The organism is Peribacillus simplex (assembly GCF_001542915.1).
Taxonomy (GTDB): domain Bacteria; phylum Bacillota; class Bacilli; order Bacillales; family DSM-1321; genus Peribacillus; species Peribacillus simplex_B.
This window is the reverse complement of sequence record NZ_LNNH01000040.1, coordinates 78298-104977: the sequence shown is the minus strand read 5'-3', so window position 1 is coordinate 104977 and position 26680 is coordinate 78298. Positions and strand designations below refer to the sequence as shown.

Sequence of the window (26680 nt, the reverse complement as noted above, 5' to 3'; positions counted from 1 at the left end):
ATGCTTCGGTTCATATTATTTCCAGGCGAACTTCGATAAAAAGCCGCCTACCTTAGGAATCCGGATCAAATCCGCTTTTTTTATGCTGCCGGTCATGAGCAGGGAAAAGGTGAAAAGCAGGATCACGACCGTTACGGACAGCAGCAGCCTTGGTACGAGGGGCTGTGCCGAGAGCGGGGCTTGATACAGATAATAGCCGCCCCAGCCAGAGATTAAAGCAAGAATTAAAGCAGATATATAGCTCCGGAAATGCAACGTGAAGGGGACGACCTTCAGCACGGTGGAAAAATGCAGGAAGGTGACGAGCATCGAACCGACAGCTATACCTACTGCGGCCCCCATGATCCCGAAGCTTTCCTTTGATGCGAGGAGCCAGATCACACCGATTTTGAGAATGTTACCCGCCAGGCTGTTGAACATGGCCGCTTTTGCAAGGTCCAATGCTTGAAGCATGGACTGCAGCGGGAACTGGAAGTAAAAGAGAATGAAGAAAGGTGCCAGGAATTTAATGAAAACGGCGGCATGTGATGAGCCGTACATGACTTGCAGGATCGGTTCGGCAAAGATGAACAAAATGACGACGGCTAAGCAGCCTGTGATAAATGTGATTTTCAGGGCCTGCTGCAGCCTGTGTTCAACGAGCAGGAAGTTCCCGGTCGTCCGTGCCTCACTGACTGCCGGTACAAGGGCAGTCGCCAATGATGATGTAATGAACGAAGGCAGCATGAGCAGTGGCAGCGCATATCCTGTCAGTTCACCGTATTGGCTCGTGGCTGCGGCTGCGGTGACACCGGCAAGGGCCAAGCTCTGCGCCACCACGATCGGCTCGAAAAACCATGAAAGCGAGCCGATCATCCTGCTTCCGGTGGAAGGAAGCGCAATCCCCATCAATTCCGTGAACGTCCCCTTACCAGACTTCACATTTTTGAAAAAATTCTTCCTGAACTTAAAATGCTTCTTTAGCTTGAAGCTAGTCAAAAGGTAAATGAGGGAGACGAGCTCACCGATTATCGAGGCGAACATCGCTCCGGCTGCCGCATATTCAATCCCATAGGGCAAAAAGGCCTTCGTCAGGACGGCGATGAAGGTGATGCGCGCCACCTGTTCGATCACTTGCGAGAAAGCGAAGGGCTTCATATTTTGCTTGCCTTGGAAATACCCGCGCAGTACCGATGATATCGCGATGATCGGTACGATTGGCGCTATCGCCATCAGGGGCCAGACCGTTCGTGGATCAGTGAATAAGTATTCTGAGAGAACGGGTGCGAACAACAGCATCGCAGGAGTGAAAATCATCGATAGAGCAAAGGTGCAGGCCAAAGAGACGACGAGGATCTTTTTGATTTTCCGTTCGTCACCCCGGGCATTGGCTTCGGCCACAAACTTGGATATGGCGATCGGCAGCCCCAATTGGGTAATGTTCACGACGAGAAAAAGGGTCGGTAAAGCCATCATATATAAACCAACGCCTTCTTCGCCGATGAAGCGGGCGATGACAATGCGGTTAATGAACCCAAGAACTCTTGTAATCAGGCTTGCGATTAATAATATCAGCGTCCCTTTTAAAAATTTAGACATTGAACTCCCTCCCTGCCTTCTCAAAAAAGCGGTTATGCTATACAATTATCTATATGCTTGTACTTGGACAAAGCATGACAAAAGTGTTTGTTTGCGTTCTGGCAACTGATTGGAGCCCTTTTAAGAAAATGCGCAATCGATAGAGAACATTTTTACTGGAGGCAAAGTGATGGCGAAAATGAATCATCCCTATGAAAGCTATTATGTAAAGGTACGTCCATTCTTGAAGAGCAAGCGCGAGGAATTTCAAATGGTCGGATTGAATGCCGTTACAGAGGAGGATATCTGGGGAACCTTAACGAAAAACAAATGGAAGCGCCCGCAGGAAAACATTCATCTTCACGAGCTTGTCGCCGATATCGTGACATTTTCGAGCAACCAGTTCATGAACTTCCAAATGGTCGAAGCATATAAATCGCCAAACTTATTTGAGCCGCTATCCGAGGAGGAATTGAAAGAACTTTTAAAGCAATGACGCAAAGATATACTTAAATTGACAGCTGTTTATAAATGACTCATAATAGATATGGTTATGCTTTTTTTTGGAAAAAAAGCATGGGTAGCTGTGTCTTTTTTTCAGGAAGCAAGGGAAATGCAGGTAGCATATAAACAAAATAAATGACAGGTTTTTAAACTTCAGGAACAGGCGGATTATAGAAAGGGGCCTACTACATAATGGTAAAAAGAAGCAGGATCGTTGCGTTTTTTCTGATCGTTCTTTTGATTTTCGCAGCGATGGGAACGACTTCAAAAGGAATCCTAAAGGATATCAAGCTGGGACTTGATCTTCAAGGCGGTTTTGAAGTGTTATATGAAGTGAAGCCGCTGTCTGGGGAAAAGATCACCCCGGAGGTTTTACGGGCTACAGTAAGCTCACTTGAGCGTCGTGTCAATGTTTTGGGTGTTAGTGAACCTAATATTCAAATCGAAGGGAAAGACCGGATCAGGGTTCAATTGGCCGGGGTTAAAGACCAAAATAACGCTCGTGAAATCCTTTCGACACAAGCTAAATTATCCTTTCGGGATTATAACGATAAGGAAATGATGACCGGTGCCGACCTTAAGGAAGGCGGCGCGAAACAAACTTTCCAGGATAATAAACCGGTCGTTGAAGTCACATTGAAAGATGTGAACAAGTTTAAAGAAATCACGCAAAAAATTTCATCGATGCCAGTACCTACGAATGTTCTTGCCATCTGGCTGGATTTCGAGGAAGGCAAAGATTCCATCAAGGATAAAGCTTCACAAGACAATATGATATCCGCTCCTGCTGTCAGTGAAGTTTTCAATACGAAAAAGGTATACATTACAGGGCAATTCACGGTTGAAGAGGCGAAAGAGCTTGCAGACCTCCTTGATGCCGGTGCACTGCCTGTCGACTTGAAGGAAAAATACTCCACGTCTGTCGGAGCCCAATTTGGTGCAGGCGCACTGAACGATACGATTTTTGCCGGCATCATCGGGATTGCACTCATTTTCATCTTCATGCTCGTTTATTACCGCTTCCCGGGATTCATTGCAGTCGTCACACTGAGCGTCTATATCTTCCTGACGCTGCTGGTCTTCGAGTGGATGAACGCAGTCCTTACTCTTCCAGGTATAGCGGCATTGGTGCTCGGGGTCGGGATGGCCGTCGATGCCAATATCATAACCTATGAGCGGATCAGGGATGAACTGAAGCTTGGCCGTACTGTAAAAGCGGCTTATAAAGAAGGTACGAAAAACTCGCTTAGCACGATCATGGATGCGAACTTGACGACCTTGCTTGCTGCAGCCGTCCTGTTCTATTACGGGACAAGCTCGGTTAAAGGGTTTGCGACGACCTTGATCATCTCGATTTTAATGAGCTTCATCACTGCCGTTTATGGTACGCGTCTATTCATGAGCCTGTGGGTGAAAAGCGGGTTCCTCGACAAACGCACATCATGGTTTGGCGTGAAGAAGAAATATATTCATAACCTAAACGAGAAGATCAATTTAATGTCATTGCCGACACGCTTCGATAAAATCGACTTCGTCAAACATCGGAAGGCTTTTTATGGCATTTCGATCGGGATTACGATTATCGGGATCATCTTCCTGTTCGTTTTCCGCTTGAATCTGGGAATCGACTTCACAAGCGGAACCCGCATTGAAGTTGCATCTAAGGATGTCCTGACGACTCAACAGGTCGAAACGGAAATGGGCAAGGCCGGCATTGATGTCAATGATATCAAGGATGTCAGACTTGCTGGAAAAGAAAACAAAAATGCTGTCGTCCGGACGGTTGGTGTTCTTGATAAGCAGGAAATCGCTGTTTTGAAGGATCATTTCAAGAAGGATTACGGGGCAGAGCCGAATGTGAGCACCGTATCACCGACGGTAGGGAAAGAGCTTGCGAAAAATGCCATCTTTGCCTTGGCGATCGCCTCACTCGGTATCATCTTGTATGTATCGATACGGTTTGAATGGCGAATGGCTGTACCGGCCGTCGTCGCACTCGTTCATGATGCGTTCTTCATCGTTACGATTTTTAGCTTGCTTCGCCTTGAGGTGGATATCACCTTCATTGCTGCGGTTCTGACAATCGTCGGTTATTCCATCAATGATACGATCGTTACGTTTGACCGGATTCGGGAAAACCTGCGTTTCAGCCGTAAAATCAAAACCGTCGAAGAGCTTGAGGATATCGTGAACATCAGTATCAGGCAAACGCTGACGAGATCGATCAATACAGTGCTGACGGTACTCGTTACGGTTATCGCCTTGATGATTTTCGGCAGTGAAGCCATCAGGAACTTTTCGATTGCCCTGTTCATCGGGTTGATATGCGGCGTGTATTCATCGCTATTGATCGCTTCCCAATTCTGGCTTGATCTTAAAATCAGGGAATTGAAGAAGAAAGGTCCGCTGAATACGGCAAAAGAAAAGAAAAAAAGCCTTGAAGGGCAAGTTTAATAAGAGCGGGAAGGCTGGCATCATGCCAGCCTTCTTTTTTTATGGCTATTATCGCATACTTTGTCGCGTTCCGCCGGTCCCGCCTTCGTCCCGCAATCTGCTCCAATCAAAAGGAAAACGTTTCGTTTTAAAAACAACCATCTTCACGAAAAGTGCTTTCTTTATAAATCATGAAGATCCCTTGGATTTAAAATAAAATTGAAACCAGCATACTCGTTTTGTATAATAAGTAAATTGAGGGGTGAATTCATGTTAAAGCCAAAAACGCGGTGGAACTTGCGAACTGCCGATGAAAACAAAGTTGCTATACTAGCGGAAGAGCTTCATATCACACCTTTGGTTGCAGCCCTGCTTGTGAATCGAGGCCTGGATACGATCGATAGTGCCCGATCCTTTTTATTTGTAAAAAATCAAACTTTCCATGACCCATTTTTATTGAAAGATATGGATAAAGCCGTATATAGAATAAGAGAAGCGATTCAAAACGGAGAAAAAATAAGGATATTCGGTGATTATGATGCGGATGGAGTGACATCGACCACCGTGATGTTGACGACGCTGATGAGGATGGGAGCCGATGTGGACTTTTATATTCCGAACCGGTTTACGGAGGGCTATGGCCCGAATCCGATGGCGTTCCGCCTGGCGGCTGAGCAAGGAGTGAAGGTATTGATCACCGTCGATACCGGAATTTCGGCAGTCGCCGAAGCGGACCTTGCCGGCGAGCTTGGCATGGACTATATCCTGACCGATCATCATGAACCGGGACCTGTACTGCCCAAGGCATTGGCCATCATCCATCCTAAACTGGAAGAGGGTTCCTATCCTTTTAAAGACCTTGCCGGAGTGGGCGTCGCCTTTAAGCTGGCGCACGCTTTGCTTGGAGAACTGCCTGAGGATTTGCTTGAAATAGCGGCAATCGGTACCATTGCCGATTTAGTGCCTTTAAAAGGGGAGAACCGCCTCATCGCAGCAAAAGGAATTGAGCAGCTGCGTTTGACTGGCCGACCGGGGCTTGTTGCCTTAATGAAAGTGGCGAATGTCCAACAGGAAGCCTTGAATGAGGAATCGATCGGCTTTGCCATGGCTCCTAGGATCAATGCAGTCGGACGGCTTGGCGATGCCGACCCGGCTGTCGATCTATTGATGGCGGCAAACCTTGCGGAAGCGATGGAGCTTGCCAATGAAATCAATGATATCAATAAAGAACGGCAAGCCATGGTCGCTACGATGGCGGAAGAAGCGATCAAGGAAGTCGAGGAAAACTTCCCGCTGGAGTCCAATGGTGTGCTCATCATCGGAAGAGAAGGCTGGAATGCAGGAGTGGTGGGGATCGTCGCCTCCAAACTTGTTGAACGCTTTTACCGTCCCACGATAGTTTTGAGCTATGACCGGGAAAAGGGATTGGCCAAAGGTTCAGCACGGAGCATCGCCGGATTCGATCTTTTCGAAAGCCTTTCATCCTGCCGGGAATTGCTGCCCCATTTTGGCGGACATCCGATGGCAGCCGGAATGACGTTGAAAATGGACGATGTTCAGGAGCTTAGGGACCGCATGAACGTGATCGCGAAGGAACAGCTAACGGAGGAGGACTTCACGCCCATTACTGACCTGGATGGAGCGACGGCCTTGGCAGACGTTTCAATTCAAACGATCCAGGAGATGAGCTTGCTTGCGCCATTTGGGGTGACGAATCCGAAGCCGAGGATTTTGATAGATTCCGTACAGCTTTCAAGCGTCCGCAAAATTGGCGCGAACCAAAATCATTTGAAAGTTCAGCTTGAAGATGGGGACAATCACAAACTGGATGGCGTAGGGTTCGGGCTCGGCCATTTTGTCGATGAAATAGCGCCGCACGCCGAGGTTTCGGTAATTGGGGAGCTATCCATCAATGAATGGAATAATATGAAGAAGCCGCAGATCTTCGTCCAGGATATCTCGGTGGATCATTGGCAGTTATTCGATTATCGCGGGAAGGGGCAGGCGGAAAAATGGCTGGTGGACATTCCCGCTCAAAACCGGAAAATCGTCATGTTCTCGGAGGATATTTATGCGAGGTATCCCTTTTTACAAAATCATCCCGATCTCGTTCATATCAAGAACGGGGAGGATGCCGATGAACTCGATTGCTTCGAGGCGCATGTGGTATTCATGGACATGCCGCCGTTAAGGGATGTACTGAAACGGGTGATAGCCAATAAGAAGCCATCGCGTATTTATGCCCACTTCTCCCATGATCAGGACCATTTCTTAAGTACGATGCCGACAAGGGATCATTTTAAATGGTTTTATGCCTTCCTGGCTAAAAAGGGGCCGCTCGATGTGAAACGGTATGGTGATGACCTGGCGAAATATCGCGGATGGTCCAGAGATACGGTCGATTTCATTTCAAAGGTGTTTTTTGAGCTGGATTTTGTTACAATAGAGAATGGGTTAATTATGCTCACAACCAATGCGAAAAAACGCGATCTCAGTGAATCTGAATCGTTCATAAGAAAGAAAGAGCAATTTGAGCTTGAACAAGAGCTTGTTTATTCTTCCTATCAGCAATTATTCGATTGGTTCAATCTTTATTTAGTTCATGAGGCAACAGACCTTGAGGAGGAAACAAAGCAATGGATTTAAAGCAATATGTAACAATTGTACAAGACTGGCCAAAACCGGGTGTTATCTTCAAAGATATTACGACATTAATGGATAACGGCGGCGCTTATAAATACGCAACAGATCAAATTGTCGAATATGCACGCGATAAGCAAATTGATTTAGTGGTGGGACCGGAAGCACGCGGATTCATCATCGGGTGTCCAGTCGCTTACTCATTGGAAGTGGGATTTGCACCAGTGAGGAAAGAAGGAAAGCTTCCACGTGAAACGATCAAAGTGGAATACGGCCTCGAGTATGGAACGGATGTATTGACGATCCATAAAGATGCGATCAAACCGGGACAACGTGTTTTGATCACCGACGATTTACTTGCCACGGGCGGTACAATCGAGGCGACGATCAAATTGGTCGAGGAGCTTGGCGGAATTGTAGCCGGGATTGCATTCCTTATCGAATTGACTGATTTGGACGGTAAAGATAAATTAGATGGCTATGATGTTTTGACATTGATGAGCTTTTAATAAAAGAAGGGCACTCTGACCAGGGTGCTCTTTTCTGTTTTACGCATGATTTCACTGGATTTTGTCGAATTTCCAGTGAAAAAATGCAGGATTCTAAATAAAATACTCGTTTATCTCTTTACATCCTTGTCTTTTTTTTCGATAATAGTAATATTAAAGAGTTTTCTGCTAATAAGTTATTTGCACTTGTATCCGTTTTTAGCGGATTTATTTTTTTCGCAAAAATTGTCACGTTTTGCAGAATAAAGGGAAGTGCTACCAATCATACTCAATCCGGATCATATCCGGTGGCAGTTAAAGTGGGGTTAAGGTGATTAAATGGCAAATGATCAAATATTGACTGCCGAGCAGGTTGTGGAACGGGCCAGCTTATATCTTCAGCCGGAAGAAGCTGAATTTATTCATAGAGCGTTTAAGTATGCAGAGTTTGCTCACCGAGAACAATTCCGTAAATCGGGAGAGCCGTATATCATTCATCCAATCCAAGTCGCGGGCATTCTCGCTGATCTTGAGATGGATCCGGCAACCATTGCGGCAGGTTTTTTACATGATGTTGTTGAAGACACGGAGGTCACCCTGAAGGATATCGAGGAAAATTTCAGTCCTGAAGTTGCCATGCTCGTGGATGGCGTGACCAAGTTAGGGAAAATCAAGTATAAATCACAGCAGGAGCAGCAGGCGGAGAACCATCGTAAAATGTTCGTGGCGATGGCCCAGGATATTCGCGTCATCTTGATCAAGCTTGCGGACAGGCTGCATAATATGCGGACATTGAAGCATCTGCCGCAGGAAAAGCAAAGACGGATCTCGAACGAGACGTTGGAAATCTTTGCGCCGCTCGCGCATCGTCTTGGTATCAGTACGATTAAATGGGAACTGGAAGATACGGCCTTAAGATATTTGAACCCTCAGCAATATTACCGAATCGTCAACCTGATGAAGAAAAAGCGGGCAGAACGTGAAATGTACCTGGAAGAAGTCATTGATGAAGTGCGTAAAAACGTGGAGGAAGTCCATATCAAGGCTGACCTTTCCGGCAGGCCGAAACATATATACAGCATCTATCGCAAAATGGCCCTGCAAAACAAGCAGTTCAGCGAAATTTACGATTTGCTGGCTGTTCGGATCGTCGTCCACAGCATAAAGGATTGCTATGCCGTCCTAGGAATCATCCATACGTGCTGGAAGCCGATGCCTGGCCGGTTCAAGGACTATATCGCCATGCCTAAGCCGAATATGTACCAATCGCTTCACACGACCGTGATCGGACCGAAAGGCGATCCGTTGGAAGTCCAGATCCGCACATCGGATATGCATCGCATTGCCGAATTCGGGGTTGCAGCGCATTGGGCCTATAAAGAAGGCAAAGATGTGGGTGAACAGCCTTCACTAGAAGAGAAATTAACATGGTTCAGGGAAATACTCGAGTTCCAAGATGACGCGACCAATGCCGAGGAATTCATGGAATCCCTTAAGATTGACCTTTTTTCCGATATGGTATTCATTTTCACGCCAAAGGGCGATGTTATCGAACTGCCAGCCGGATCGAACCCGATCGACTTTGCATACCGGATCCACTCCGAAATCGGAAACAAAACGATTGGTGCCAAGGTGAACGGGAAAATGGTGCCGTTGGATTATAAACTCAAGACGGGCGACATCATTGAAATCTTAACGTCCAAGCATTCATATGGTCCAAGTCAGGACTGGCTAAAACTTACCCAAACATCTCAAGCGAAAAACAAGATCCGCCAGTTTTTCAAAAAACAGCGCCGCGAAGAAAATATCGAAAAAGGCAAAGAGCTTGTTGAAAAAGAGATCAAGGATATGGAGTTCGAACTTAAGGAAATCCTGACTCCCGAAAACATTAAGCGTGTTGCTGATAAATTCAACTTCCTGAATGAGGAAGATATGTATGCAGCAGTAGGGTATAACGGAATCACTGCCCTTCAAGTAGTCAACCGCCTCACCGAAAAGTGGCGGAAGCAGAAAATGGTCGAGCAGGAGGCGGATATTTCAGAGGCAGTGGCCGATCTGAAAACATTCTCCAATTCCTCTAAAAAACGCGACTCGGGTGTACAGGTACCGGGGATCGATAACCTGCTTATCCGCTTATCCCGCTGCTGCAATCCAGTTCCTGGTGATGAGATCGTCGGTTATATCACCAAAGGCCGGGGTGTCTCGGTCCATAGGCAGGACTGTCCGAACCTGGAAAGCGGGGATTCCGATCATCGCCTCGTCCCAGTTGAATGGGAAAGCACGATCAACGAGCGGAAGGAATATATCGTCGAAATTGAAATCAGCGGATATGACCGCCGCGGATTATTGAACGAAGTGCTGCAGGCGGTCAATGAAACGAAGACGAACATTTCAGCGGTTTCCGGTAAATCGGACAGAAATAAAGTGGCGACCATTCATATGTCGATTTACATCCATAACATTGCCCACCTGCAGAAGGTCGTCGACCGTATAAAACAAATCTCGGATGTCTATTCCGTTAGAAGGATCATGAACTAAGGAGTTTTCATGCCATGCGTGTAGTTTTACAACGTGCCAAAGCGGCGAAAGTCGTTGTGGCAGACCAAATAATCGGTCAAATTGACAGCGGGCTCGTCCTGTTGGTTGGCATCACCCATGATGATACCATCGAGGATGCCGCCTATTTGGCCGATAAGATTGTCCATCTTCGCATATTCGAAGACGAAAATGAAAAGATGAACCATTCCTTATTGGATGTGGGAGGTTCGATTTTATCCGTTTCTCAATTCACCTTGTATGGCGATTGCCGTAAAGGCCGCCGCCCGAACTTCATGGATGCCGCCCGTCCAGAAGCGGCGAATGAATTATATGAAGCATTTAACGGGATGCTCCGTAAAAAAGGCGTCCATACGGAAACCGGTCAATTTGGTGCCATGATGGATGTCCAGCTTACGAATGATGGACCCGTAACATTAATATTGGAAAGTAAAAAATAACCTGCCGCGGCAGGTTATTTTTGTTTGGGGCAGAAAACTGTCATGGAGCTCATTTGAAATACCGCGCCAATCCATTATAGATGGCGGAGGTGATTCCTTCTTGGTATTCATTCGAAGTTATTGTCAATTCTTCGACTGGATTGCTTAGGTAGCCTAATTCAATCAGCGTTGCCACTCGTTTGTTCTCACGGATGACATGATAATTTCCGTATCTTGATCCGCGATTGTTCACCTGCATGGTTGAACCGAATGAATGGGCCAGTGCAGAGGCCAAGCCCTGCTGATAGTCATGATAATAATATGTGGTGATGCCGCTTGTGATTTGGTCCATGGTGCTATCGTAATGGAGGCTGATGAAGGCATCCGCGTCATGGATATGTGAAGTGCCCACCCGGGAAGACAGTGGCACATAGGTATTCCCGCTTCTCGTCAGGATCACTTTAGCGCCAGCCGCCTGAAGTTTGTCCCGCAGCAGCTCGGCCGTCCGTATCGTCAGGTTTTTCTCAAGCGTGCCTCCGACCCCGATCGTACCGCTATCCCTTCCGCCATGACCTGGATCGATGACGATCGTTTTACCCTTTATATATGTTTCGACGCCCGGTCGTTGAATCTGTTCGGAATTACCCTCAAGCGTCACGATCCAGCCGGCAACATACGCTGTTTTCCCACCCTTTACTTTAATGGAGTACCAGTCGCCCTCCATGCCGATGACAGGGAATGTTTCCCCTGCATTGGCCTGTCTGACTATCCCTGCGTTCCCATTGGGAGAAGACCTCAATATGGTTCCATCATGGATGATGGTAATCTTGTTTCCCTCTATATGGAGCTTCTTTTTCTTTGGTTCTTCCACATGCTCTTTTTCTAAGTACCAGCTCACGACCCAGCCCTTTTGGCCATTGGAAAGCTGGATCTGTGTCATTTTTCCTTTGGTTTTCAATATGGAATAGGTTTCATCCTTGTTCACCGAGCCGATGATCTTAGCGCTGAGGGAGGCATCCTTCCTTACATGCAAACGGGAAGCGGTCACCCTGGCTGTGTCTGCAGCCGGAGCCATTGCCGTTTTCGCTTTATCCTCGCTCATCTGTAGGTAAGATACCGCCACCCAGCCCTGACCGCCTTGAAAATCGATTTCCGCCCAATCATTTTTGATCCGGTGAACGGTCACGGAGGTGTTTTTATTCAGCTTTCCAAGTGTTGAGCCGCTTTTCGAAGCCTCGGAACGGACATTAAGCCGGTCGACCAGGGTGACTCCGGTTTTAACGGATTCCTTGGCTGATTCCTGTTTATTGTTATCATCGTTCTTCACGGTACTTCCGGATGCTGCTTCGATCTTAAGGTAGTCAGAAGAAACCCAGCCATCAAAATCCGCGGTTTTGATCTTTATCCAATTTTGGTTCTTTTCGATAATGTCGACTGCGGTTCCCCTCGTTAAGGAACCGACCGTTTGAAACGTTGTGCCAGGTCCTGTACGGACACGGACGGAGCTGCCCGTTATCGTTCCTTGTCCGGAACCTTTTTTTGCAAAGGCGGTTCCCGATTTCCTTTCCACTAACCAGTTGGCAACCCAACCCGTTTCATTCGAGTCGATCCGGATTTCAAACCAGTCACCTTCCTCTTTAATGATGGGGTATGATTCCCCTTTTGCCAGTTTTTTGACGATGGGGAAACTGAGGCCAGCTCCTTCCCGGACATTGACCACTTTACTCGTCACGGTTATTTCCCCTTCTTCTTTTCCGAATGCGTGATTGACGGGTACTATCGCTGCCATGATCAACAAAAGGATCAGGCTGAATAAACCCGGTTTCTTCTTCATAAGTTGTCTCTCCCTTTTCATGTCCTTATGTATGTATTCTCGTCCAATAAAAATTTCCCTCTTTCCCAGTGCAAAAAACATTTTTTTTAGGAAAGAATAAACCCTATAGAGATATAGGAGGGAACCAAATGAAATTCAGCGAAAAAGATCAAACGAGTTTGAGCGGAGGCAATCAAGTGTTAGGTGTCGATTTCCACGATTTTATCCAGAAGGAACAAAGTGCGAACCTGGTTGAATTGGCATCCGAGTTTGGAGTCAATGTCCGGACGGTCAAAAACCTGAAAAAACGTTTGAACCAATAAAATGCGATGAAATCCTAAAGCCTGCCTTGACATTTGTAGTTAACGTCCGTATGATTATAAAATATCAGACTTATAACTGCAACAACCAATGATGGAGAAGAGTAATTAAGAAACACATGAAAAGAGAGGAAATGCCTTGGCTGAAAGCATTCCGCATGATGACTTAACGAAAGAACCCTCCGTAGGCTTCACTCCGAACGGATTTTCTTAATAGGAGCTGGACGTATAACAGGCGTTAACTGTTTTTAAGCGGAGGCACTGATTTTTTTAGTGCTTCAACTAGGGTGGCACCACGGGATATCCAACTCTCGTCCCTTGTAACGGAACAGTTACAAGGGGCGGGAGTTTTTTGTTTGGAAAAAATCGGTATAGCGCCAGATCAGGGAGGGCGTTTTGCTTTTAAGGAGGAAACATATATGTCTATTCAGATTCCTAGAGGTACACAGGATTTATTGCCAGGACAAACGGAAATTTGGCAGTATATCGAAAAGACAGCGCGTGAGATTTGTCACCGCTATCAATATAAAGAAATCCGCACACCGATTTTCGAGCACACGGAATTGTTTTTACGCGGTGTCGGCGATACGACCGATATCGTCCAAAAAGAGATGTATTCATTTCAAGACCGAGGCGAGAGGAATTTGACCCTTCGTCCCGAAGGCACTGCATCGGTTGTCCGTTCATACATCGAGAACAAGATGTTTGGATGGGCGAATCAACCGGTCAAGCTTTATTATATCGGGCCGATGTTCCGTTATGAACGTCCGCAGGCAGGTCGATTCCGCCAGTTCGTCCAATTCGGGATCGAAGCTTTAGGCAGTAAAGATCCAGGCATCGATGCAGAGGTGCTATCTCTTGCGATGAGCCTCTACAAGGAGCTTGGGTTGAAAAAGCTGAAACTTGTGATCAACAGCCTTGGAGATAAGGAAAGCCGGATTGCCCACCGAAATGCGTTAATCCAACATTTTCAACCTCGCATTGGCGAGTTTTGCGGTGACTGTCAAAGCCGTCTGGAAAAAAATCCATTAAGGATCCTGGATTGTAAAAAAGACCATGATCACGAATTGATGAAGACGGCGCCATCCATCATTGACTATTTGAATGATGAATCCCGTATTTATTTTGAAAAAGTGAAACAGCACTTGACGGATTTGGAAATCGACTTCGTCGAAGATCCGACACTGGTTCGCGGCTTGGATTATTATAACCATACCGCGTTTGAAATCATGAGTGATGCAGAAGGCTTTGGCGCCATTACAACACTTTGTGGAGGCGGACGGTATAATGGGCTGTCTGAAGAACTCGGCGGGCCGGAAACTCCGGGAATCGGCTTTGCACTCAGCATCGAACGCCTGATTGCAGCCTTACAAGCAGAAAACATCGAACTGCCGATCAAAAAGGGAATTGATTGTTATCTTGTTTCATTGGGTGAATCAGCCAAAGATTATACCGTCAAGCTTGCCCATCAATTGCGCAGTGCCGGTTTCACTGTCGAAAAGGACTATCAAGACCGTAAAGTGAAAGCTCAATTCAAATCGGCCGACCGCCTGGAAGCGAGATATGTGGCGACACTCGGTGATGATGAATTGGCCAATAATAAAATCAATGTAAAGTTCATGGAAACGGGAGAACAAGTCCAGGTGGATCTTGCCACATTCGTTGAACAATTCAAAAAGCTACAGGCTTAAGGGGGAAATACCATGTTTGGCAGAACATACTTCAATGGAGAAGTAACAGAAGCAGCTATTGGTGAAAAAGTAACATTAAAGGGTTGGGTACAAAAACGACGCGATTTGGGCGGAGTCATCTTCATCGACCTTCGTGACAGAAGCGGTGTCGTGCAAGTCGTTTTCAATCCTGATATTTCGGCAGCAGCCTTGGCCACTGCGGAAAAAATCCGTAATGAATATGTCCTTGATATCCAAGGCACAGTCATCAAGCGTGATGAAGCCAACATCAACCCGAATGTAACAACCGGGACCGTCGAAGTTCAAGCCGAAAGCGTAACGATATTAAATGAAGCAAAAACCCCTCCTTTCATCATTGATGAGAGAACGGATGTTTCAGAAGATATCCGCTTGAAATACCGTTATTTGGACCTGCGTCGTCCGGCCATGTTCGAAACGTTGAAAATGCGTAACCAAACAACAAAGGCGATCCGCGATTATTTGGACGGCGAAGGCTTCCTTGATATCGAAACACCTATCTTAACGAAAAGCACACCGGAAGGGGCACGCGATTATTTAGTGCCTAGCCGTGTACACGAAGGCGAATTCTATGCACTTCCACAGTCACCGCAAATCTTCAAGCAGCTATTGATGGTATCCGGCTTCGAACGTTATTATCAAATTGCCCGCTGCTTCCGTGATGAAGATTTACGTGCTGACAGACAGCCCGAATTCACCCAAATCGATATCGAAACAAGCTTCATGAGCCAAGAAGATATCATTAACACGGCAGAAAACATGATGGCGAAAGTGATGAAGGATGTAAAAGGACTGGACGTGGCCCTGCCATTCCCTAGAATGACCTACAATGAAGCGATGGGCCGTTATGGTTCCGACAAACCGGATACACGTTTCGGGATGGAACTTAAAGACGTATCCGAAATCGTCAAAGACAGCGACTTTAAAGTATTCACTGGCGCCGTTGCAAGCGGCGGGCAAGTTAAAGCGATCGTCGTCAAGGACGGAAACGCCGACTATTCACGTAAAGATATCGATGCATTGGCTGAATTTGCCGCCATCTACGGCGCAAAAGGCTTGGCCTGGCTGAAAGTGGAAGCAGACGGCGTAAAAGGACCCATCGCCAAATTCTTCGCTGAAGACCAGCAGCAATTAGTTTCTGCATTGGAAGCGGAAGTGGGCGATTTAATCTTATTCGTCGCAGACAAGAAGGGAATCGTCGCCGATGCACTTGGAGCGCTTCGCAACAAGCTCGGCAAAGAAAGAGGCCTGATCGATCAAAGCAAATTCAACTTCCTTTGGGTAACCGATTGGCCACTATTCGAATATGACGAAGAAGAAGGACGCTACTATGCCGCACACCATCCATTCACGATGCCATTCCGCGAAGACATGGACAAACTGGAATCAGATCCGGCAAGCGTCCGTGCCCAAGCATATGACCTCGTCTTGAACGGCTATGAGCTTGGCGGTGGATCACTGCGTATCTTTGAACGTGACGTCCAGGAAAAAATGTTCAAAGTGCTTGGGTTCACAGAAGAAGAAGCGAACGCACAATTCGGCTTCCTGATGGATGCCTTCGAATACGGCACGCCTCCGCATGGCGGAATCGCCCTTGGACTCGACCGCATGGTCATGCTGCTTGCAGGCCGCACGAATCTGCGTGACACCATCGCGTTCCCGAAAACCGCAAGCGCAAGCGACCTGCTCGTTGACGCCCCGAGTGCCGTAAGCGACAAGCAACTGGCTGAACTAAGCCTAAGACTGGCCGCCTTAAAGAAATAAAAGTATGGAAAAAATATGAAAAAATACCTAGATGCTTTCTCTTGAAACGGAACAAAGCATTATGATATGATGTTTTCAACAAGTAAGAGTCCTGATGTGTTCGTTCTTTAACCTATAAGTTTTGACCGAACACTTATAGTTACCGGGAGCACTAGTTTCCTGGCCGCGTACATGCCTCCCCTCGAGGAGGACTTACAAACGCGAGGAACCGAGCACCCACCTGCGGAGAGCGGGTTCAAAACAAAGGCGTAAACGGCACAATTGGGACTCTTATACATCACAAAGCAACTCATGTTCATAACATGGGTTTTTTTGTGCGCTCAAAAACGAATAAACAGCCGCAATTCACGAATAAAGTCGCCAAATTCACGAATAAAGTCGCCAAATTCACGAATAAACAGCCGCAATTCGCGAGTAAAACTGCAAAACTCAAGAGAAAAGCCTTTCTACCTACTATTAAAATGCATTTCACTAGTAATAGGACAAATAAAGCACGGAATTTCAGCTTCCTTGGAGGAATATCTACTATCAAAAAAGAAAATAAAGGAGAAGGAGTGATGTATAAATGCGAAAACAATGTGAAAAGCCCATTAAAATGCTTCAGCTGGAGGCTTTGATGACAAGGCTGCCAGCAAATCATCCTAAACAGGAAAAGATACACAATGATTTCAGGAAGATCCGTACAGGGGATAGCGGCGAGCGGATTATTGGAAATGAGTTAAATAGTCTTTCGGAAGACTATCACGTTTTACACGATTTGAGATTATGCCACGAAGGAAGCCGTTTTTTTCAAATCGATTACCTTATAATTTCCAAGAATTACTGCCTCATCATTGAAGTGAAAAATTTTACGGGAATGCTCAATTTTGATCGTACCTACCATCAATTGATTCAGACGAAAGATGGACATGAACAAGCTTTTCTGGATCCACTCATCCAAGTCGAAGTGCAAAAAACACGGTTAAATAAATGGCTTGCTGTTCATAATTTTCCTCCGCTGCCGATTGAAACACTTGTTGCCAATGCCAACCCGAATACAATCATCAGGACTACCCCCGGTTTTACCCCCATTCTCAAGAAAATCACAGGAAAAGAAATGCTAATCTCCAAAATTCTGGCCTTAAGAGAAAGGTATTCTTCTCAGCACTTAACTCAAAGGCAGCACAATAAGCTATCCAAGACGATCTTGGAAAAAAATACTCCATATTATCCTGATATACTCCAATTGTATCAAGTTGATGAAAAAGATTTGCTCAAAAGCGTTCAATGTCCAGACTGTTCTGCACTTCAAATGCAATATTACTGGGGAAAATGGTCATGCCGCCACTGTTCTTACATCTCCAAAGATGCCCACATCCAAACTCTACGTGATTACGCCCTTCTTATCAATTCCGCCATAACAAATAAACAAGCCCGTCAATTTTTACAGGTGGATTCAATCGATATCATGCAACGACTGCTATCCGCAATGGAATTACCCTACTCTGGTAAACGTAGAAACAGGGTTTATAACCTTGATGGGTTATTACAAAAATAAAGCCACGAGCCCAATTCACGAGTAAGACTCAAACTCACGAATAAAATCCCGAAATTCTCAAGCAAAACCCACCAAACTCACGAGTAATTCGCCAATTTCGTCCAAGAGCGCTGCAGCGGTCACCAAAAAGCTGGAATTATCGTTAAATATGCCCCATTTAAGTAACATTCCATCCTGTAATTTCGTAAATTATAGTAAGGTTGAAAAATCATAAGCCATGGAAGGAAAGTTGTGAGGGCTTTGAGAGACTTATTGAATGCTAAACGGAAAGAGATGCTGCAGCTAGTGGAGCAGCTGGTGAATATCGATAGCGGATCTTATACAAAAAAGGGCATAGATGAAATTGGCTTGATATTGAAGGCGAAGTTTGAAGGTTTGGATTTTATTGTGGATATCGTGAAGCAAAAGGATTATGGGAATCAGCTGGTCATTCAGCATCGTGAAGCGGTTCAGCCTCATATTTTGGTTGTCGCGCATATGGATACGGTTTTTCCTGAGGGGACGGCGCTGAAGCGTCCTTTCAAAGTAAAGGGAAATCGGGCTTTTGGGCCGGGTGTGGCTGATATGAAGGCGAGCTTGGTCGAGATCTTTTATGCGATCCTTTGCTTGAAGCAGACGGGGCAGACAGGCTATAAGCATGTTCAAATCATTTTGAACAGTGATGAGGAGATTGGTTCTCCGTCGTCATCTTCCCTCATAGCTGAAAAGGCGGCGAAAAAGAAGTATGCGTTGGTTCTCGAACCGGCAAGGGTGGATGGGTCTTTGGTCACGGCGAGACGAGGCTGCGGCCAATTCAAGTTAGATATAGCCGGAGTGGCGGCCCATTCGGGGATCGAGCCTGAAAAGGGAAGAAGTGCCATTGAGGAATTGGCGCATAAGATCATTGACTTACATCAATTGAATGATCGGAAGAAGGGGATCAGCATCAATGTCGGCATGATCGAGGGGGGCTCTGCGGTGAATACCATCGCTTCTCATGCGGCCGGTTTTGTCGATGTACGGATCACGGAAAAAAGGCAGGAAGATGTCATTCTTAAGCAAATGAAAAAAATTTGTGCCAAGTCATACATTCCAGGAACGAAAACGACATTGACCGGGAAAATGGATCGGTCTCCGATGGAAAAGACCGAGAAAACGAATATGCTTTTGGAGACCATTCGCCAAGCGGGGAAGGAGATCGGCATCCATATCACCGATACGGCCACGGGCGGCGGTTCGGATGCTTCCTTTACGGCCGAGTTGGGTATACCGACAGTGGATGGGCTGGGACCGATTGGCGGGAACGCTCACAGTGAAGAAGAATATCTGGAAATACCGAGCCTGGCAGAACGGACTTTGCTGCTGGCGACCGTCATTCAAAAATTATCAAAAATGAACTAGAAAACTAATTCCGATTGGACTGCTCATATTTCGCTTGTCATTAATGATGTTTATGATATATTGTTAATTGGGAAGCTAAATAAGAACAGAATTTATTGGAGTTGAATATATATGCTGCATCAGTTTTCACGTAATGAATTAGCAATTGGCAAGGAAGGCATTGATTTACTGAAAAACACGACCGTGGCTGTCCTAGGGGTAGGCGGTGTAGGGTCTTTTTCAGCTGAAGCATTGGCCCGTACCGGGATCGGCCGTATCATTCTAGTGGATAAGGACGATGTCGACATCACCAATGTAAACAGGCAGATTCATGCTCTTTTATCTACAGTCGGCCAACCGAAGGCGGAATTGATGAAAAATCGCATTCAAGACATCAATCCAGACTGCGAAGTGATCGCCCTGAAAATGTTTTATACAGAAGAAACGTTTGAAGAGTTTTTCAGTTATGGCCTCGATTATGTCATTGATGCCTCCGATACGGTGATATATAAGATGCATGTGATGAAGGAGTGCCTGAAGCGGAATATCAAGGTGATTTCAAGCATGGGGGCCGCTAACAAAATGGACCCGACACGTTTTCAAATTGCCGATATTTCCAAAACGCATACCGACCCGCTTGCAAAGGTCATCCGTACAAGATTGCGTAAAGAGGGCATCACAAAGGGAATTCCGGTTGTTTTCTCCGACGAAAGTCCGATCGTCATTCGTGAGGATGTTCGCAAAGAAGTCGGCAATGACGAAGCAAAAATCCGTAAAGCCCAAATGCCGCCGTCCTCGAATGCATTCGTGCCATCCGTAGCTGGATTGATTGCAGCCAGCTGGGTGATCAATGATCTACTAAAAGAAGTGGACGTCCGACGTGTAAACGATTGATGAGCTTCAAAACTGACTTTAGCAGAGTCAGTTTTTTTGTGCATGGAAATAGTAGATATTCCCTTTAAATAACTTTTTTATCCAGATCATATAGACGGGGTCGAAAGAATGAGATAAACTGTTTTCAGAATATTATTTTTATTCAGATATTCTATTGATCTGAAAGAACATACCAAACAAGGGGGTTTCAAATGAAGAAGAAGAAGCTAGCAGGAGTGTTTCTATCACTTTCATTGGTTGCTGGGGTGCTCGCAGGTTGCGGCGACTCGAAAACCAGCAGTTCAAGCGGAGGTTCATCCAATTCGGGTGACACGATTAAAATCGGAGCCAACCTTGAGCTGTCAGGAGGTACGGCATCATTCGGCCAATCGGCTGCAGATGGTTTGAAACTGGCCATCGCTGAAATTAATAAAGAGGGCATCAACGGAAAAAAACTGAAAATCGTCAAGGTTGATAATAAATCCGATGCGGCAGAAGCGACAAGCGGCTCGATTAAACTTGTCAGTCAGGACAAGGTAGTGGCTGTGGTCGGTTCGGCTACAAGCACGAACACATTGGCACAGGTTCAGGTCGCGCAGGATAATAAGGTTCCTTTAATCACACCGACGGCAACAAACCCCGACATCACCAATAAAGCTGGAAAAGTAAATGATTATGTGTTCAGGACGTGCTTCATCGATCCGTTTCAAGGAACGGTTGCAGCCAATTTCGCTTCTGACGAAGTAGGGGCGAAGACAGCTGCGATCTATGTGGATAGCGCAAGTGACTATTCCAAAGGGTTGGCCGCTGCCTTTAAAGAGGCGTTCACTGCCAAAGGTGGCAAAATCGTAGCGGAAGAGGCCTATGTCACAAAAGATACGGATTTCCGCTCGACATTGACACGTATTAAATCGGCCAAGCCAGAGTTCGTCTTCCTTCCTGGTTATTATGAAGAAGTCGGATTGATCTTGAAGCAGGCCCGGGAAAATGGCATAGACCTTCCTTTCATGGGCGGAGATGGCTGGGATTCACCGAAGGTCGTTGAAATTGCCGGCGCCGACGCTTTGAAAAATACGTATATCACCAATCACTATTCACCAGAAGATGAAGATGCAAAAATCCAGGATTTCGTTGCCGCCTTCAAAAAGGAGTACAATAAAACACCGGATGCCTTTGCCGCGCTTGGCTATGATACTGGATACTATCTGGCGGATGCCATCAAAAGGTCTGGCGATGCATCACCAGAAAAAATCAGGAAAGCATTGGAAGATGTCAAGGATCTTCAATTAGTTTCAGGTACACTGAACCTCGATAAAAATCATGATCCCATCAAATCGGCCACCATCCTGGAATACGTGGATGGCAAACAAACATTCAAGACAAAAATCAATCCATAATCTACTTGGATAGGGGGACAGGCTCCCCCTATTTTATATTCACTTAAACTACACTAACCAGTGAAGAGAGGACACTGAACCGCCAGAGGGCGGTTTTTTTGCGGGATTTTTTCTAGAATGTATATGCAAAATCTATAAGGCGGCTAAAAGAAGATTAGAAGTTTCATGCAGTATTTTATACATCCAAGATAGTATAATTCAATTTTGAAATAGGAATTAAGACTAAATTGGAAGGGATATACTGGGTTTAATTCCCTATCGACGTGCAATTATATTGGGAAAAATGTAAGTAAAAGGGAGAAAATGATAGGGGAGTGAATAAAATATTTTGGGTAAAAAAGGCAGAAATTACGATATTAATATAACTTAATTATCTGTTTTTTCTGATAAATATAAGAATTTTCTTAATACTTTAAATATAGGGATATAAAATCGACACCTTATGGTCTATGAAAAATATCCTATTTAACGAAATTTTCTCACTATTATTGTATAGACGGAATGAAAATTATGCGGTAAACTATTTTTCGAAATATTAATTTAATTTTAAACATTTCATCTAATCAAAAATTTCTGAGGCGTCATGAATAATTATTCATGCATCAGAGCTCTGATTACAAAATGGGGGGATTATTTATGAAGAAGAAAAAACTAGCAGGTGCATTTCTTTCTCTAACACTTGCGGCAGGCATGCTAGCGGGTTGCGGCGGCTCTGGTTCATCAGATAAATCGAGCGGGGACGGTGATACGATCAAGATCGGTGTCAACCTTGAATTATCAGGCGGTGTAGCCTCTTATGGCCAATCGATTGCCGAAGGCCTTGAGCTGGCGACAGAGGAAATCAATAAAGAAGGCATTGACGGTAAAAAAATCAAACTTATCAAAGTCGATAATAAATCCGAAGCATCCGAAGCAACAAGCGGGGCAATCAAGCTTACCTCACAAGATAAGGTGGCGGCGATCGTAGGTGCGGCGACAAGCACGAACTCGATTGCACAGGTGCAAATTGCACAGGATAATAAAGTCCCGGTCATCTCGCCTTCAGGTACAAGCCCGGAAATCACTTTCAGCAAAGATAAATTGAACGACTACATCTTCAGGACAAGCTTCATCGATCCGTTCCAAGGAACGGTTGCTGCGAATTTCGCGTCCAAAGAAATCAAAGCGAAAAGTGCAGCCATCTATATCGACAGCGCAAGCGATTATTCAAAAGGATTAGCGGCAGCCTTTAAAGAGCAATTCGAAAAAAATGGCGGAAAGATCGTCGCAGAGGAAGCCTACATTGCAAAGGATACCGATTTCCGCTCCACATTGACTCGCCTGAAATCAGCGAAACCGGATTTCATCTTCCTTCCTGGTTACTATGAGGAAGCTGGCTTGATCGTGAAACAGGCACGGGAAACTGGACTGGATGTTCCGTTCATGGGCGGCGACGGCTGGGATTCCCCTAAGCTAGTGGAAATTGCCGGTGCAAAGGCGTTGAATAAAACGTACATCACGAACCACTATTCTTCAGGAGATCCTGATGAGAAAATTCAGAATTTTGTGTCTGCATTCAAGGCGAAATACAAAGATAAATCTCCGGATGCCTTTAACGCACTTGGCTATGACACAGGATATTTCCTAGCGGATGCAATCAAGCGTGCTGGTTCAGCGGAACCGACAAAGATCAAAGAAGCGCTGGAAAAAACGAAAAATCTTCAGCTTGTAACTGGTACCTTTACATTGGATGAAAAACATAATCCGATCAAATCAGCTACCATCCTTGAATTCAAAGACGGAAAACAAGTATTCAACACAAAAATCAATCCTTAATACCGAAAAAAAGTCCAACCCTTCGCCGGCCCTTCTTCCATAAGAAGGCGCTGGCGAATTCTCATTTTTCCAGAATACCAGGTTGCTGAAACTTCCATGAGTGGAATGAAAGAGTCTGGACGATCATTATAAAATTAGATTTTTCAAGGAGAGTCGAACATGGAATTGATACAGCAGTTAATAAACGGGGTTTCATTAGGAAGCATTTATGCCCTTATCGCTCTCGGTTATACGATGGTTTACGGGATTGTAAAATTGATTAACTTTGCACATGGTGATGTCTTCATGGTTGGTTCATTCGTAGGGTTTTATTCGATAACGGTTCTGGATCTGTCATTCGTGCCGGCTTTGTTAATTGCGATGACGGTCTGTGCACTCTTTGGAGTATTGATCGAGCGCATTGCCTACAAGCCATTGCGTAACGCAACACGGATCGCCGCACTCATCACGGCAATCGGGGTTTCCCTGTTGATCGAATATGGCTTCATCTATGTCCGCGGCGCACAACCGGAAGCCTATCCGAATGATGTATTGCCGACTGATAAGTTCGATATTTTTGGAGTATCGATCAATAGCCAATCGATATTGATCTTTGGAGTCGCTGTCGTTTTAATGATCATTCTTCAAATCATCGTCCATAAAACCAAAATCGGCAAGGCGATGCGTGCCGTTTCCTTCGATGCGGATGCTGCCAAGCTGATGGGGATAAATGTTAATAACACGATCTCTGCCACCTTTGCAATCGGTTCCGCATTAGCTGGGGCAGCTGGTGTCATTTTCGGGATTTATTATATTAAGATCGAGCCGCTTATGGGTGTGCTTCCTGGACTTAAGGCTTTTGTCGCCGCCGTACTTGGCGGGATCGGGATCATTCCGGGTGCGATGGTCGGGGGATTATTGCTTGGTGTCATCGAGGCCTTGGTCAGTGCCGCAGGTTACTCATTATGGCGTGATGCGGTAGCTTTCGTCGTACTGATTCTTATCTTGATTTTCATGCCACAAGGCTTATTCGGTAAAAACAAAAAAGAAAAAGTATAGGGGAGACAAAGCAATGACTACAATTAAGCGAGCAAAAGGTTTTTGGCTCTCGATTTCATTATCATTGATCTTTTTCGCCATCATACAGGTGTTGATCGGCGGCGGATCGCTCAATCCTTTTTATCAAAATACGCTCATGTTCATCGGGATCAATATCATTCTGGCAGCAAGCCTGCACTTGATCATCGGGATAACGGGGCAGTTTTCCATCGGGCATGCAGGATTCCTTGCAGTCGGGGCATACGCTTCAGCCGTCATGACGATGAAGTTGAACATGCCATTCACGCTAGCGTTGATAGTCGGCGGTTTGACAGCGGCGCTTGCCGGCCTGATCATCGGAATCCCAAGCTTGCGTCTAAAAGGTGACTACCTGGCGATAGCGACCCTCGGCTTTGGTGAAATCGTCCGGATCGTGCTTTTGAACATCGATTATGTTGGCGGTGCGAGCGGCATGCAGGTTTCCCATTTGACGACTTGGCCGTGGGTATTCGCTTCCGTCCTTGTGACGGTCATCGTCATCAGGAACTTCACGAGCTCGACACATGGAAGGGCTTGCATATCGATCCGTGAGGACGAGACGGCCGCCGACTCGATGGGGATCAATACGACCTATTACAAAGTTGTCGCGTTTGCGATCGGTGCATTTTTCGCCGGCATCGCCGGAGCGCTTTATGCCCATAACTTCTATATCATCCAGCCATCGAACTTCGGGTTCCTGAAGTCATTCGATATCTTGATCCTAGTCGTGCTTGGCGGACTTGGAAGCTTGTCAGGAGCAGTGTTGGCTGCCGTATTACTTACTGTGGTCACGACATTCCTCCAGGATTATCCGGAAACGCGGATGATCATTTACAGTCTTGTGCTTATCGTCATGATGATTTATCGTCCGCAAGGTTTAATGGGGACGAAAGAAATAACTTCCATGTTCAAACGTAAAGGAGGCAGCAGCCATGAAAACAAAAACACCGCTGCTTAAGGTCGATTCGGTCGGAATTCAATTCGGGGGGCTTAAGGCCGTTTCCGATGTAAACGTCGAGCTATACCCAGGTGAATTGGTTGGCTTGATCGGACCGAATGGTGCTGGGAAAACCACTTTCTTCAACCTGTTGACAGGGGTTTACGTCCCGACCGAAGGAACGATTTCCTTGGAAGGGGAGGACTTGAAAAAACGGCCGCCCTATAAAATCACGCAAAAGGGTATCAGCAGGACCTTTCAAAACATTCGCTTGTTCAGTGAGCTATCCGTCATCGATAATGTAAAGGTTGCCTATCATTCCCTTTCGAAGCATAGCATTTTAAGCTCGATTCTCCGCATGCCGATCCATTTTAAAGGGGAGAAGGAGATGGATGAGAAGGCGATTGAGTTCCTGAAAATCTTCAACCTTGATCAATATAAAGACGAGAAGGCGAAGAACCTGCCATATGGCAAACAAAGACGATTGGAAATCGCACGAGCGCTTGCCGCCAATCCGAAACTGCTTTTGCTCGATGAACCGGCAGCGGGCATGAACCCTCAAGAAACGCATGAGCTGATGAACTTGATCGCCCTCATCCGTGAGAAATTCGATTTGACCGTCTTATTGATCGAGCATGATATGCCGCTTGTCATGGGAGTTTGCGAACGCATATACGTACTGGATCATGGACAGCTGATCGCTCAAGGGCGGCCTGAGGAAATCCGCAACAACCCGAAAGTCATCGAGGCCTATCTGGGCGAGGAGGTTTCATAATGCTGAATATCGAGGACATTAACGTCTATTACGGAAACATTCAAGCCTTGAAGGGAGTCTCGCTTTCCATCAACGAAGGTGAAATCGTGACGTTGATCGGTGCGAACGGTGCCGGCAAAAGTACGATGCTGAAAACCGTTTCCGGATTATTAAAACCAAAGCAAGGCAAGATCTTATATGAAGGGCAGTCGATCGGCGGAAAGGCTGCGCAATCGATCGTGAAAATGGGCATCTCCCATGTTCCCGAAGGCCGCCGTGTCTTTGCTAACATGTCCGTTGAAGAAAATCTTCAGCTTGGCGCCTATTTACGCAAGGATAAGGCAGGCATCAAGCAGGATATGGAGAAGGTTTATGAATTATTCCCGCGTTTACTTGAACGCCTGAAGCAGCAATCCGGAACGCTTTCCGGAGGGGAACAGCAAATGCTCGCAATGGGCAGGGCGCTGATGGCCAAGCCCCGGCTGCTTCTATTGGACGAGCCATCGATGGGACTTGCTCCATTATTGGTGAAACAAATCTTTCATATAATAGAAGAAATCAATAAGACGGGAACGACGATCCTGCTTGTCGAGCAAAATGCCAACTTGGCCCTATCCATCGCTGACAGAGCCTATGTGGTCGAAACGGGTCGGATTGTCCTATCTGGTAAATCAGAGGAACTGACAGCAAGTGAAGAAATCAAGAATGCCTATTTAGGCGGACATTAAACCGCTCATGGCGTTCTCATA

The 26680-nt window shown here is 46.0% G+C and carries 20 protein-coding genes, 1 other RNA gene and 1 other annotated feature; of the genes, 19 read left to right on the top strand and 2 right to left on the bottom strand.

Annotated elements, in window-relative coordinates; genetic code table 11:
- Window positions 1-15 precede the first annotated feature (15 nt).
- Window positions 16-1578 carry a stage V sporulation protein B gene (spoVB, locus tag AS888_RS19020; RefSeq protein ID WP_061143717.1) on the bottom strand — a complete coding sequence of 521 codons (1563 nt, stop codon included), beginning with the start codon at window positions 1576-1578 and terminating at the stop codon, window positions 16-18.
- Between the two features lie 169 nt (window positions 1579-1747).
- Here spoVB and AS888_RS19015 point away from each other — a divergent pair, with 169 nt between their 5' ends.
- From AS888_RS19015 to dtd, 6 genes are all read left to right on the top strand, one after another.
- Window positions 1748-2053, top strand: a complete 306-nt coding sequence (locus AS888_RS19015; RefSeq protein WP_061143716.1) for a post-transcriptional regulator — start codon at window positions 1748-1750, stop codon at window positions 2051-2053.
- A gap of 200 nt (window positions 2054-2253) precedes the next feature.
- Window positions 2254-4515, top strand: coding sequence for a protein translocase subunit SecDF (gene secDF / locus AS888_RS19010; protein WP_061143715.1), 2262 nt, complete (start codon window positions 2254-2256; stop codon window positions 4513-4515).
- A 249-nt stretch (window positions 4516-4764) separates the two neighbouring features.
- On the top strand, window positions 4765-7140 hold the full coding sequence (gene recJ, locus AS888_RS19000) for a single-stranded-DNA-specific exonuclease RecJ (RefSeq protein ID WP_061143713.1): 2376 nt from the start codon (window positions 4765-4767) through the stop codon (window positions 7138-7140).
- A complete protein-coding gene (locus AS888_RS18995) occupies window positions 7131-7643 on the top strand; it encodes an adenine phosphoribosyltransferase (protein WP_061143712.1) in 513 nt (170 codons plus the stop codon). The genes recJ and AS888_RS18995 overlap by 10 nt, the downstream gene beginning before the upstream one ends.
- A gap of 318 nt (window positions 7644-7961) precedes the next feature.
- Window positions 7962-10160 (top strand): RelA/SpoT family protein, encoded by a 2199-nt coding sequence (locus tag AS888_RS18990; RefSeq protein WP_061143711.1) that lies wholly within the window; start codon window positions 7962-7964, stop codon window positions 10158-10160.
- Window positions 10161-10174: 14 nt separating this feature from the next.
- Complete coding sequence (dtd, locus tag AS888_RS18985; protein ID WP_061143710.1) at window positions 10175-10618, top strand: D-aminoacyl-tRNA deacylase; 444 nt, start codon at window positions 10175-10177, stop codon at window positions 10616-10618.
- Between the two features lie 49 nt (window positions 10619-10667).
- Here dtd and AS888_RS18980 read toward each other — a convergent pair whose 3' ends face one another.
- Window positions 10668-12431 (bottom strand): SH3 domain-containing protein, encoded by a 1764-nt coding sequence (locus AS888_RS18980; RefSeq protein ID WP_061143709.1) that lies wholly within the window; start codon window positions 12429-12431, stop codon window positions 10668-10670.
- Window positions 12432-12559: 128 nt separating this feature from the next.
- Between AS888_RS18980 and AS888_RS26200 the strand changes: the two genes are divergently transcribed.
- The 13 genes from AS888_RS26200 (at window position 12560) to AS888_RS18915 (ending at window position 26659) form a co-directional block, all read left to right on the top strand.
- Entirely contained in the window at window positions 12560-12733 is a 174-nt protein-coding gene (locus AS888_RS26200) for a hypothetical protein (RefSeq protein ID WP_053535815.1), read from the top strand.
- Window positions 12734-12812: 79 nt separating this feature from the next.
- Window positions 12813-13052, top strand: a binding site (T-box leader).
- A 97-nt stretch (window positions 13053-13149) separates the two neighbouring features.
- Window positions 13150-14421 carry a histidine--tRNA ligase gene (hisS, locus tag AS888_RS18970; protein ID WP_061143708.1) on the top strand — a complete coding sequence of 424 codons (1272 nt, stop codon included), beginning with the start codon at window positions 13150-13152 and terminating at the stop codon, window positions 14419-14421.
- A 12-nt stretch (window positions 14422-14433) separates the two neighbouring features.
- Entirely contained in the window at window positions 14434-16203 is a 1770-nt protein-coding gene (gene aspS, locus AS888_RS18965) for an aspartate--tRNA ligase (RefSeq protein WP_061143707.1), read from the top strand.
- An 85-nt stretch (window positions 16204-16288) separates the two neighbouring features.
- Window positions 16289-16475, top strand: a non-coding RNA gene (ssrS, locus tag AS888_RS18960) — 6S RNA.
- 293 nt (window positions 16476-16768) lie between these two features.
- Entirely contained in the window at window positions 16769-17740 is a 972-nt protein-coding gene (locus AS888_RS18955; protein ID WP_081092522.1) for a nuclease-related domain-containing protein, read from the top strand.
- Between the two features lie 252 nt (window positions 17741-17992).
- Window positions 17993-19120, top strand: coding sequence for a M20 family metallopeptidase (locus AS888_RS18950; protein ID WP_311316490.1), 1128 nt, complete (start codon window positions 17993-17995; stop codon window positions 19118-19120).
- Between the two features lie 111 nt (window positions 19121-19231).
- The gene (locus AS888_RS18945; RefSeq protein ID WP_061143705.1) at window positions 19232-19993 is read left to right on the top strand and encodes a tRNA threonylcarbamoyladenosine dehydratase; all 762 of its coding nucleotides are present in this window, start codon (window positions 19232-19234) and stop codon (window positions 19991-19993) included.
- 191 nt (window positions 19994-20184) lie between these two features.
- Window positions 20185-21369, top strand: coding sequence for an ABC transporter substrate-binding protein (locus AS888_RS18940; RefSeq protein WP_061143704.1), 1185 nt, complete (start codon window positions 20185-20187; stop codon window positions 21367-21369).
- Between the two features lie 636 nt (window positions 21370-22005).
- On the top strand, window positions 22006-23184 hold the full coding sequence (locus AS888_RS18935; protein WP_061143703.1) for an ABC transporter substrate-binding protein: 1179 nt from the start codon (window positions 22006-22008) through the stop codon (window positions 23182-23184).
- A gap of 159 nt (window positions 23185-23343) precedes the next feature.
- The gene (locus tag AS888_RS18930) at window positions 23344-24222 is read left to right on the top strand and encodes a branched-chain amino acid ABC transporter permease (protein ID WP_061143702.1); all 879 of its coding nucleotides are present in this window, start codon (window positions 23344-23346) and stop codon (window positions 24220-24222) included.
- A 13-nt stretch (window positions 24223-24235) separates the two neighbouring features.
- On the top strand, window positions 24236-25198 hold the full coding sequence (locus AS888_RS18925) for a branched-chain amino acid ABC transporter permease (RefSeq protein WP_061143701.1): 963 nt from the start codon (window positions 24236-24238) through the stop codon (window positions 25196-25198).
- A complete protein-coding gene (locus AS888_RS18920; RefSeq protein WP_061143700.1) occupies window positions 25173-25952 on the top strand; it encodes an ABC transporter ATP-binding protein in 780 nt (259 codons plus the stop codon). Before AS888_RS18925 ends, AS888_RS18920 begins: the two co-directional genes overlap by 26 nt.
- Window positions 25952-26659 (top strand): ABC transporter ATP-binding protein, encoded by a 708-nt coding sequence (locus AS888_RS18915; protein ID WP_061143699.1) that lies wholly within the window; start codon window positions 25952-25954, stop codon window positions 26657-26659. The genes AS888_RS18920 and AS888_RS18915 overlap by 1 nt, the downstream gene beginning before the upstream one ends.
- Window positions 26660-26680: the final 21 nt, after the last annotated feature.

Excerpts from the sequence above, each read along its gene's own strand:
- spoVB (WP_061143717.1), bottom strand. The coding sequence starts at position 1,578 with ATGTCTAAATTTTTAAAAGGGACGCTGATATTATTAATCGCAAGCCTG.
- AS888_RS19015 (WP_061143716.1), top strand. The coding sequence starts at position 1,748 with ATGGCGAAAATGAATCATCCCTATGAAAGCTATTATGTAAAGGTACGT.
- secDF (WP_061143715.1), top strand. The coding sequence starts at position 2,254 with ATGGTAAAAAGAAGCAGGATCGTTGCGTTTTTTCTGATCGTTCTTTTG.
- recJ (WP_061143713.1), top strand. The coding sequence starts at position 4,765 with ATGTTAAAGCCAAAAACGCGGTGGAACTTGCGAACTGCCGATGAAAAC.
- AS888_RS18995 (WP_061143712.1), top strand. The coding sequence starts at position 7,131 with ATGGATTTAAAGCAATATGTAACAATTGTACAAGACTGGCCAAAACCG.
- AS888_RS18990 (WP_061143711.1), top strand. The coding sequence starts at position 7,962 with ATGGCAAATGATCAAATATTGACTGCCGAGCAGGTTGTGGAACGGGCC.
- dtd (WP_061143710.1), top strand. The coding sequence starts at position 10,175 with ATGCGTGTAGTTTTACAACGTGCCAAAGCGGCGAAAGTCGTTGTGGCA.
- AS888_RS18980 (WP_061143709.1), bottom strand. The coding sequence starts at position 12,431 with ATGAAGAAGAAACCGGGTTTATTCAGCCTGATCCTTTTGTTGATCATG.
- AS888_RS26200 (WP_053535815.1), top strand. The coding sequence starts at position 12,560 with ATGAAATTCAGCGAAAAAGATCAAACGAGTTTGAGCGGAGGCAATCAA.
- hisS (WP_061143708.1), top strand. The coding sequence starts at position 13,150 with ATGTCTATTCAGATTCCTAGAGGTACACAGGATTTATTGCCAGGACAA.
- aspS (WP_061143707.1), top strand. The coding sequence starts at position 14,434 with ATGTTTGGCAGAACATACTTCAATGGAGAAGTAACAGAAGCAGCTATT.
- AS888_RS18955 (WP_081092522.1), top strand. The coding sequence starts at position 16,769 with ATGCGAAAACAATGTGAAAAGCCCATTAAAATGCTTCAGCTGGAGGCT.
- AS888_RS18945 (WP_061143705.1), top strand. The coding sequence starts at position 19,232 with ATGCTGCATCAGTTTTCACGTAATGAATTAGCAATTGGCAAGGAAGGC.
- AS888_RS18940 (WP_061143704.1), top strand. The coding sequence starts at position 20,185 with ATGAAGAAGAAGAAGCTAGCAGGAGTGTTTCTATCACTTTCATTGGTT.
- AS888_RS18935 (WP_061143703.1), top strand. The coding sequence starts at position 22,006 with ATGAAGAAGAAAAAACTAGCAGGTGCATTTCTTTCTCTAACACTTGCG.
- AS888_RS18930 (WP_061143702.1), top strand. The coding sequence starts at position 23,344 with ATGGAATTGATACAGCAGTTAATAAACGGGGTTTCATTAGGAAGCATT.
- AS888_RS18925 (WP_061143701.1), top strand. The coding sequence starts at position 24,236 with ATGACTACAATTAAGCGAGCAAAAGGTTTTTGGCTCTCGATTTCATTA.
- AS888_RS18920 (WP_061143700.1), top strand. The coding sequence starts at position 25,173 with ATGAAAACAAAAACACCGCTGCTTAAGGTCGATTCGGTCGGAATTCAA.
- AS888_RS18915 (WP_061143699.1), top strand. The coding sequence starts at position 25,952 with ATGCTGAATATCGAGGACATTAACGTCTATTACGGAAACATTCAAGCC.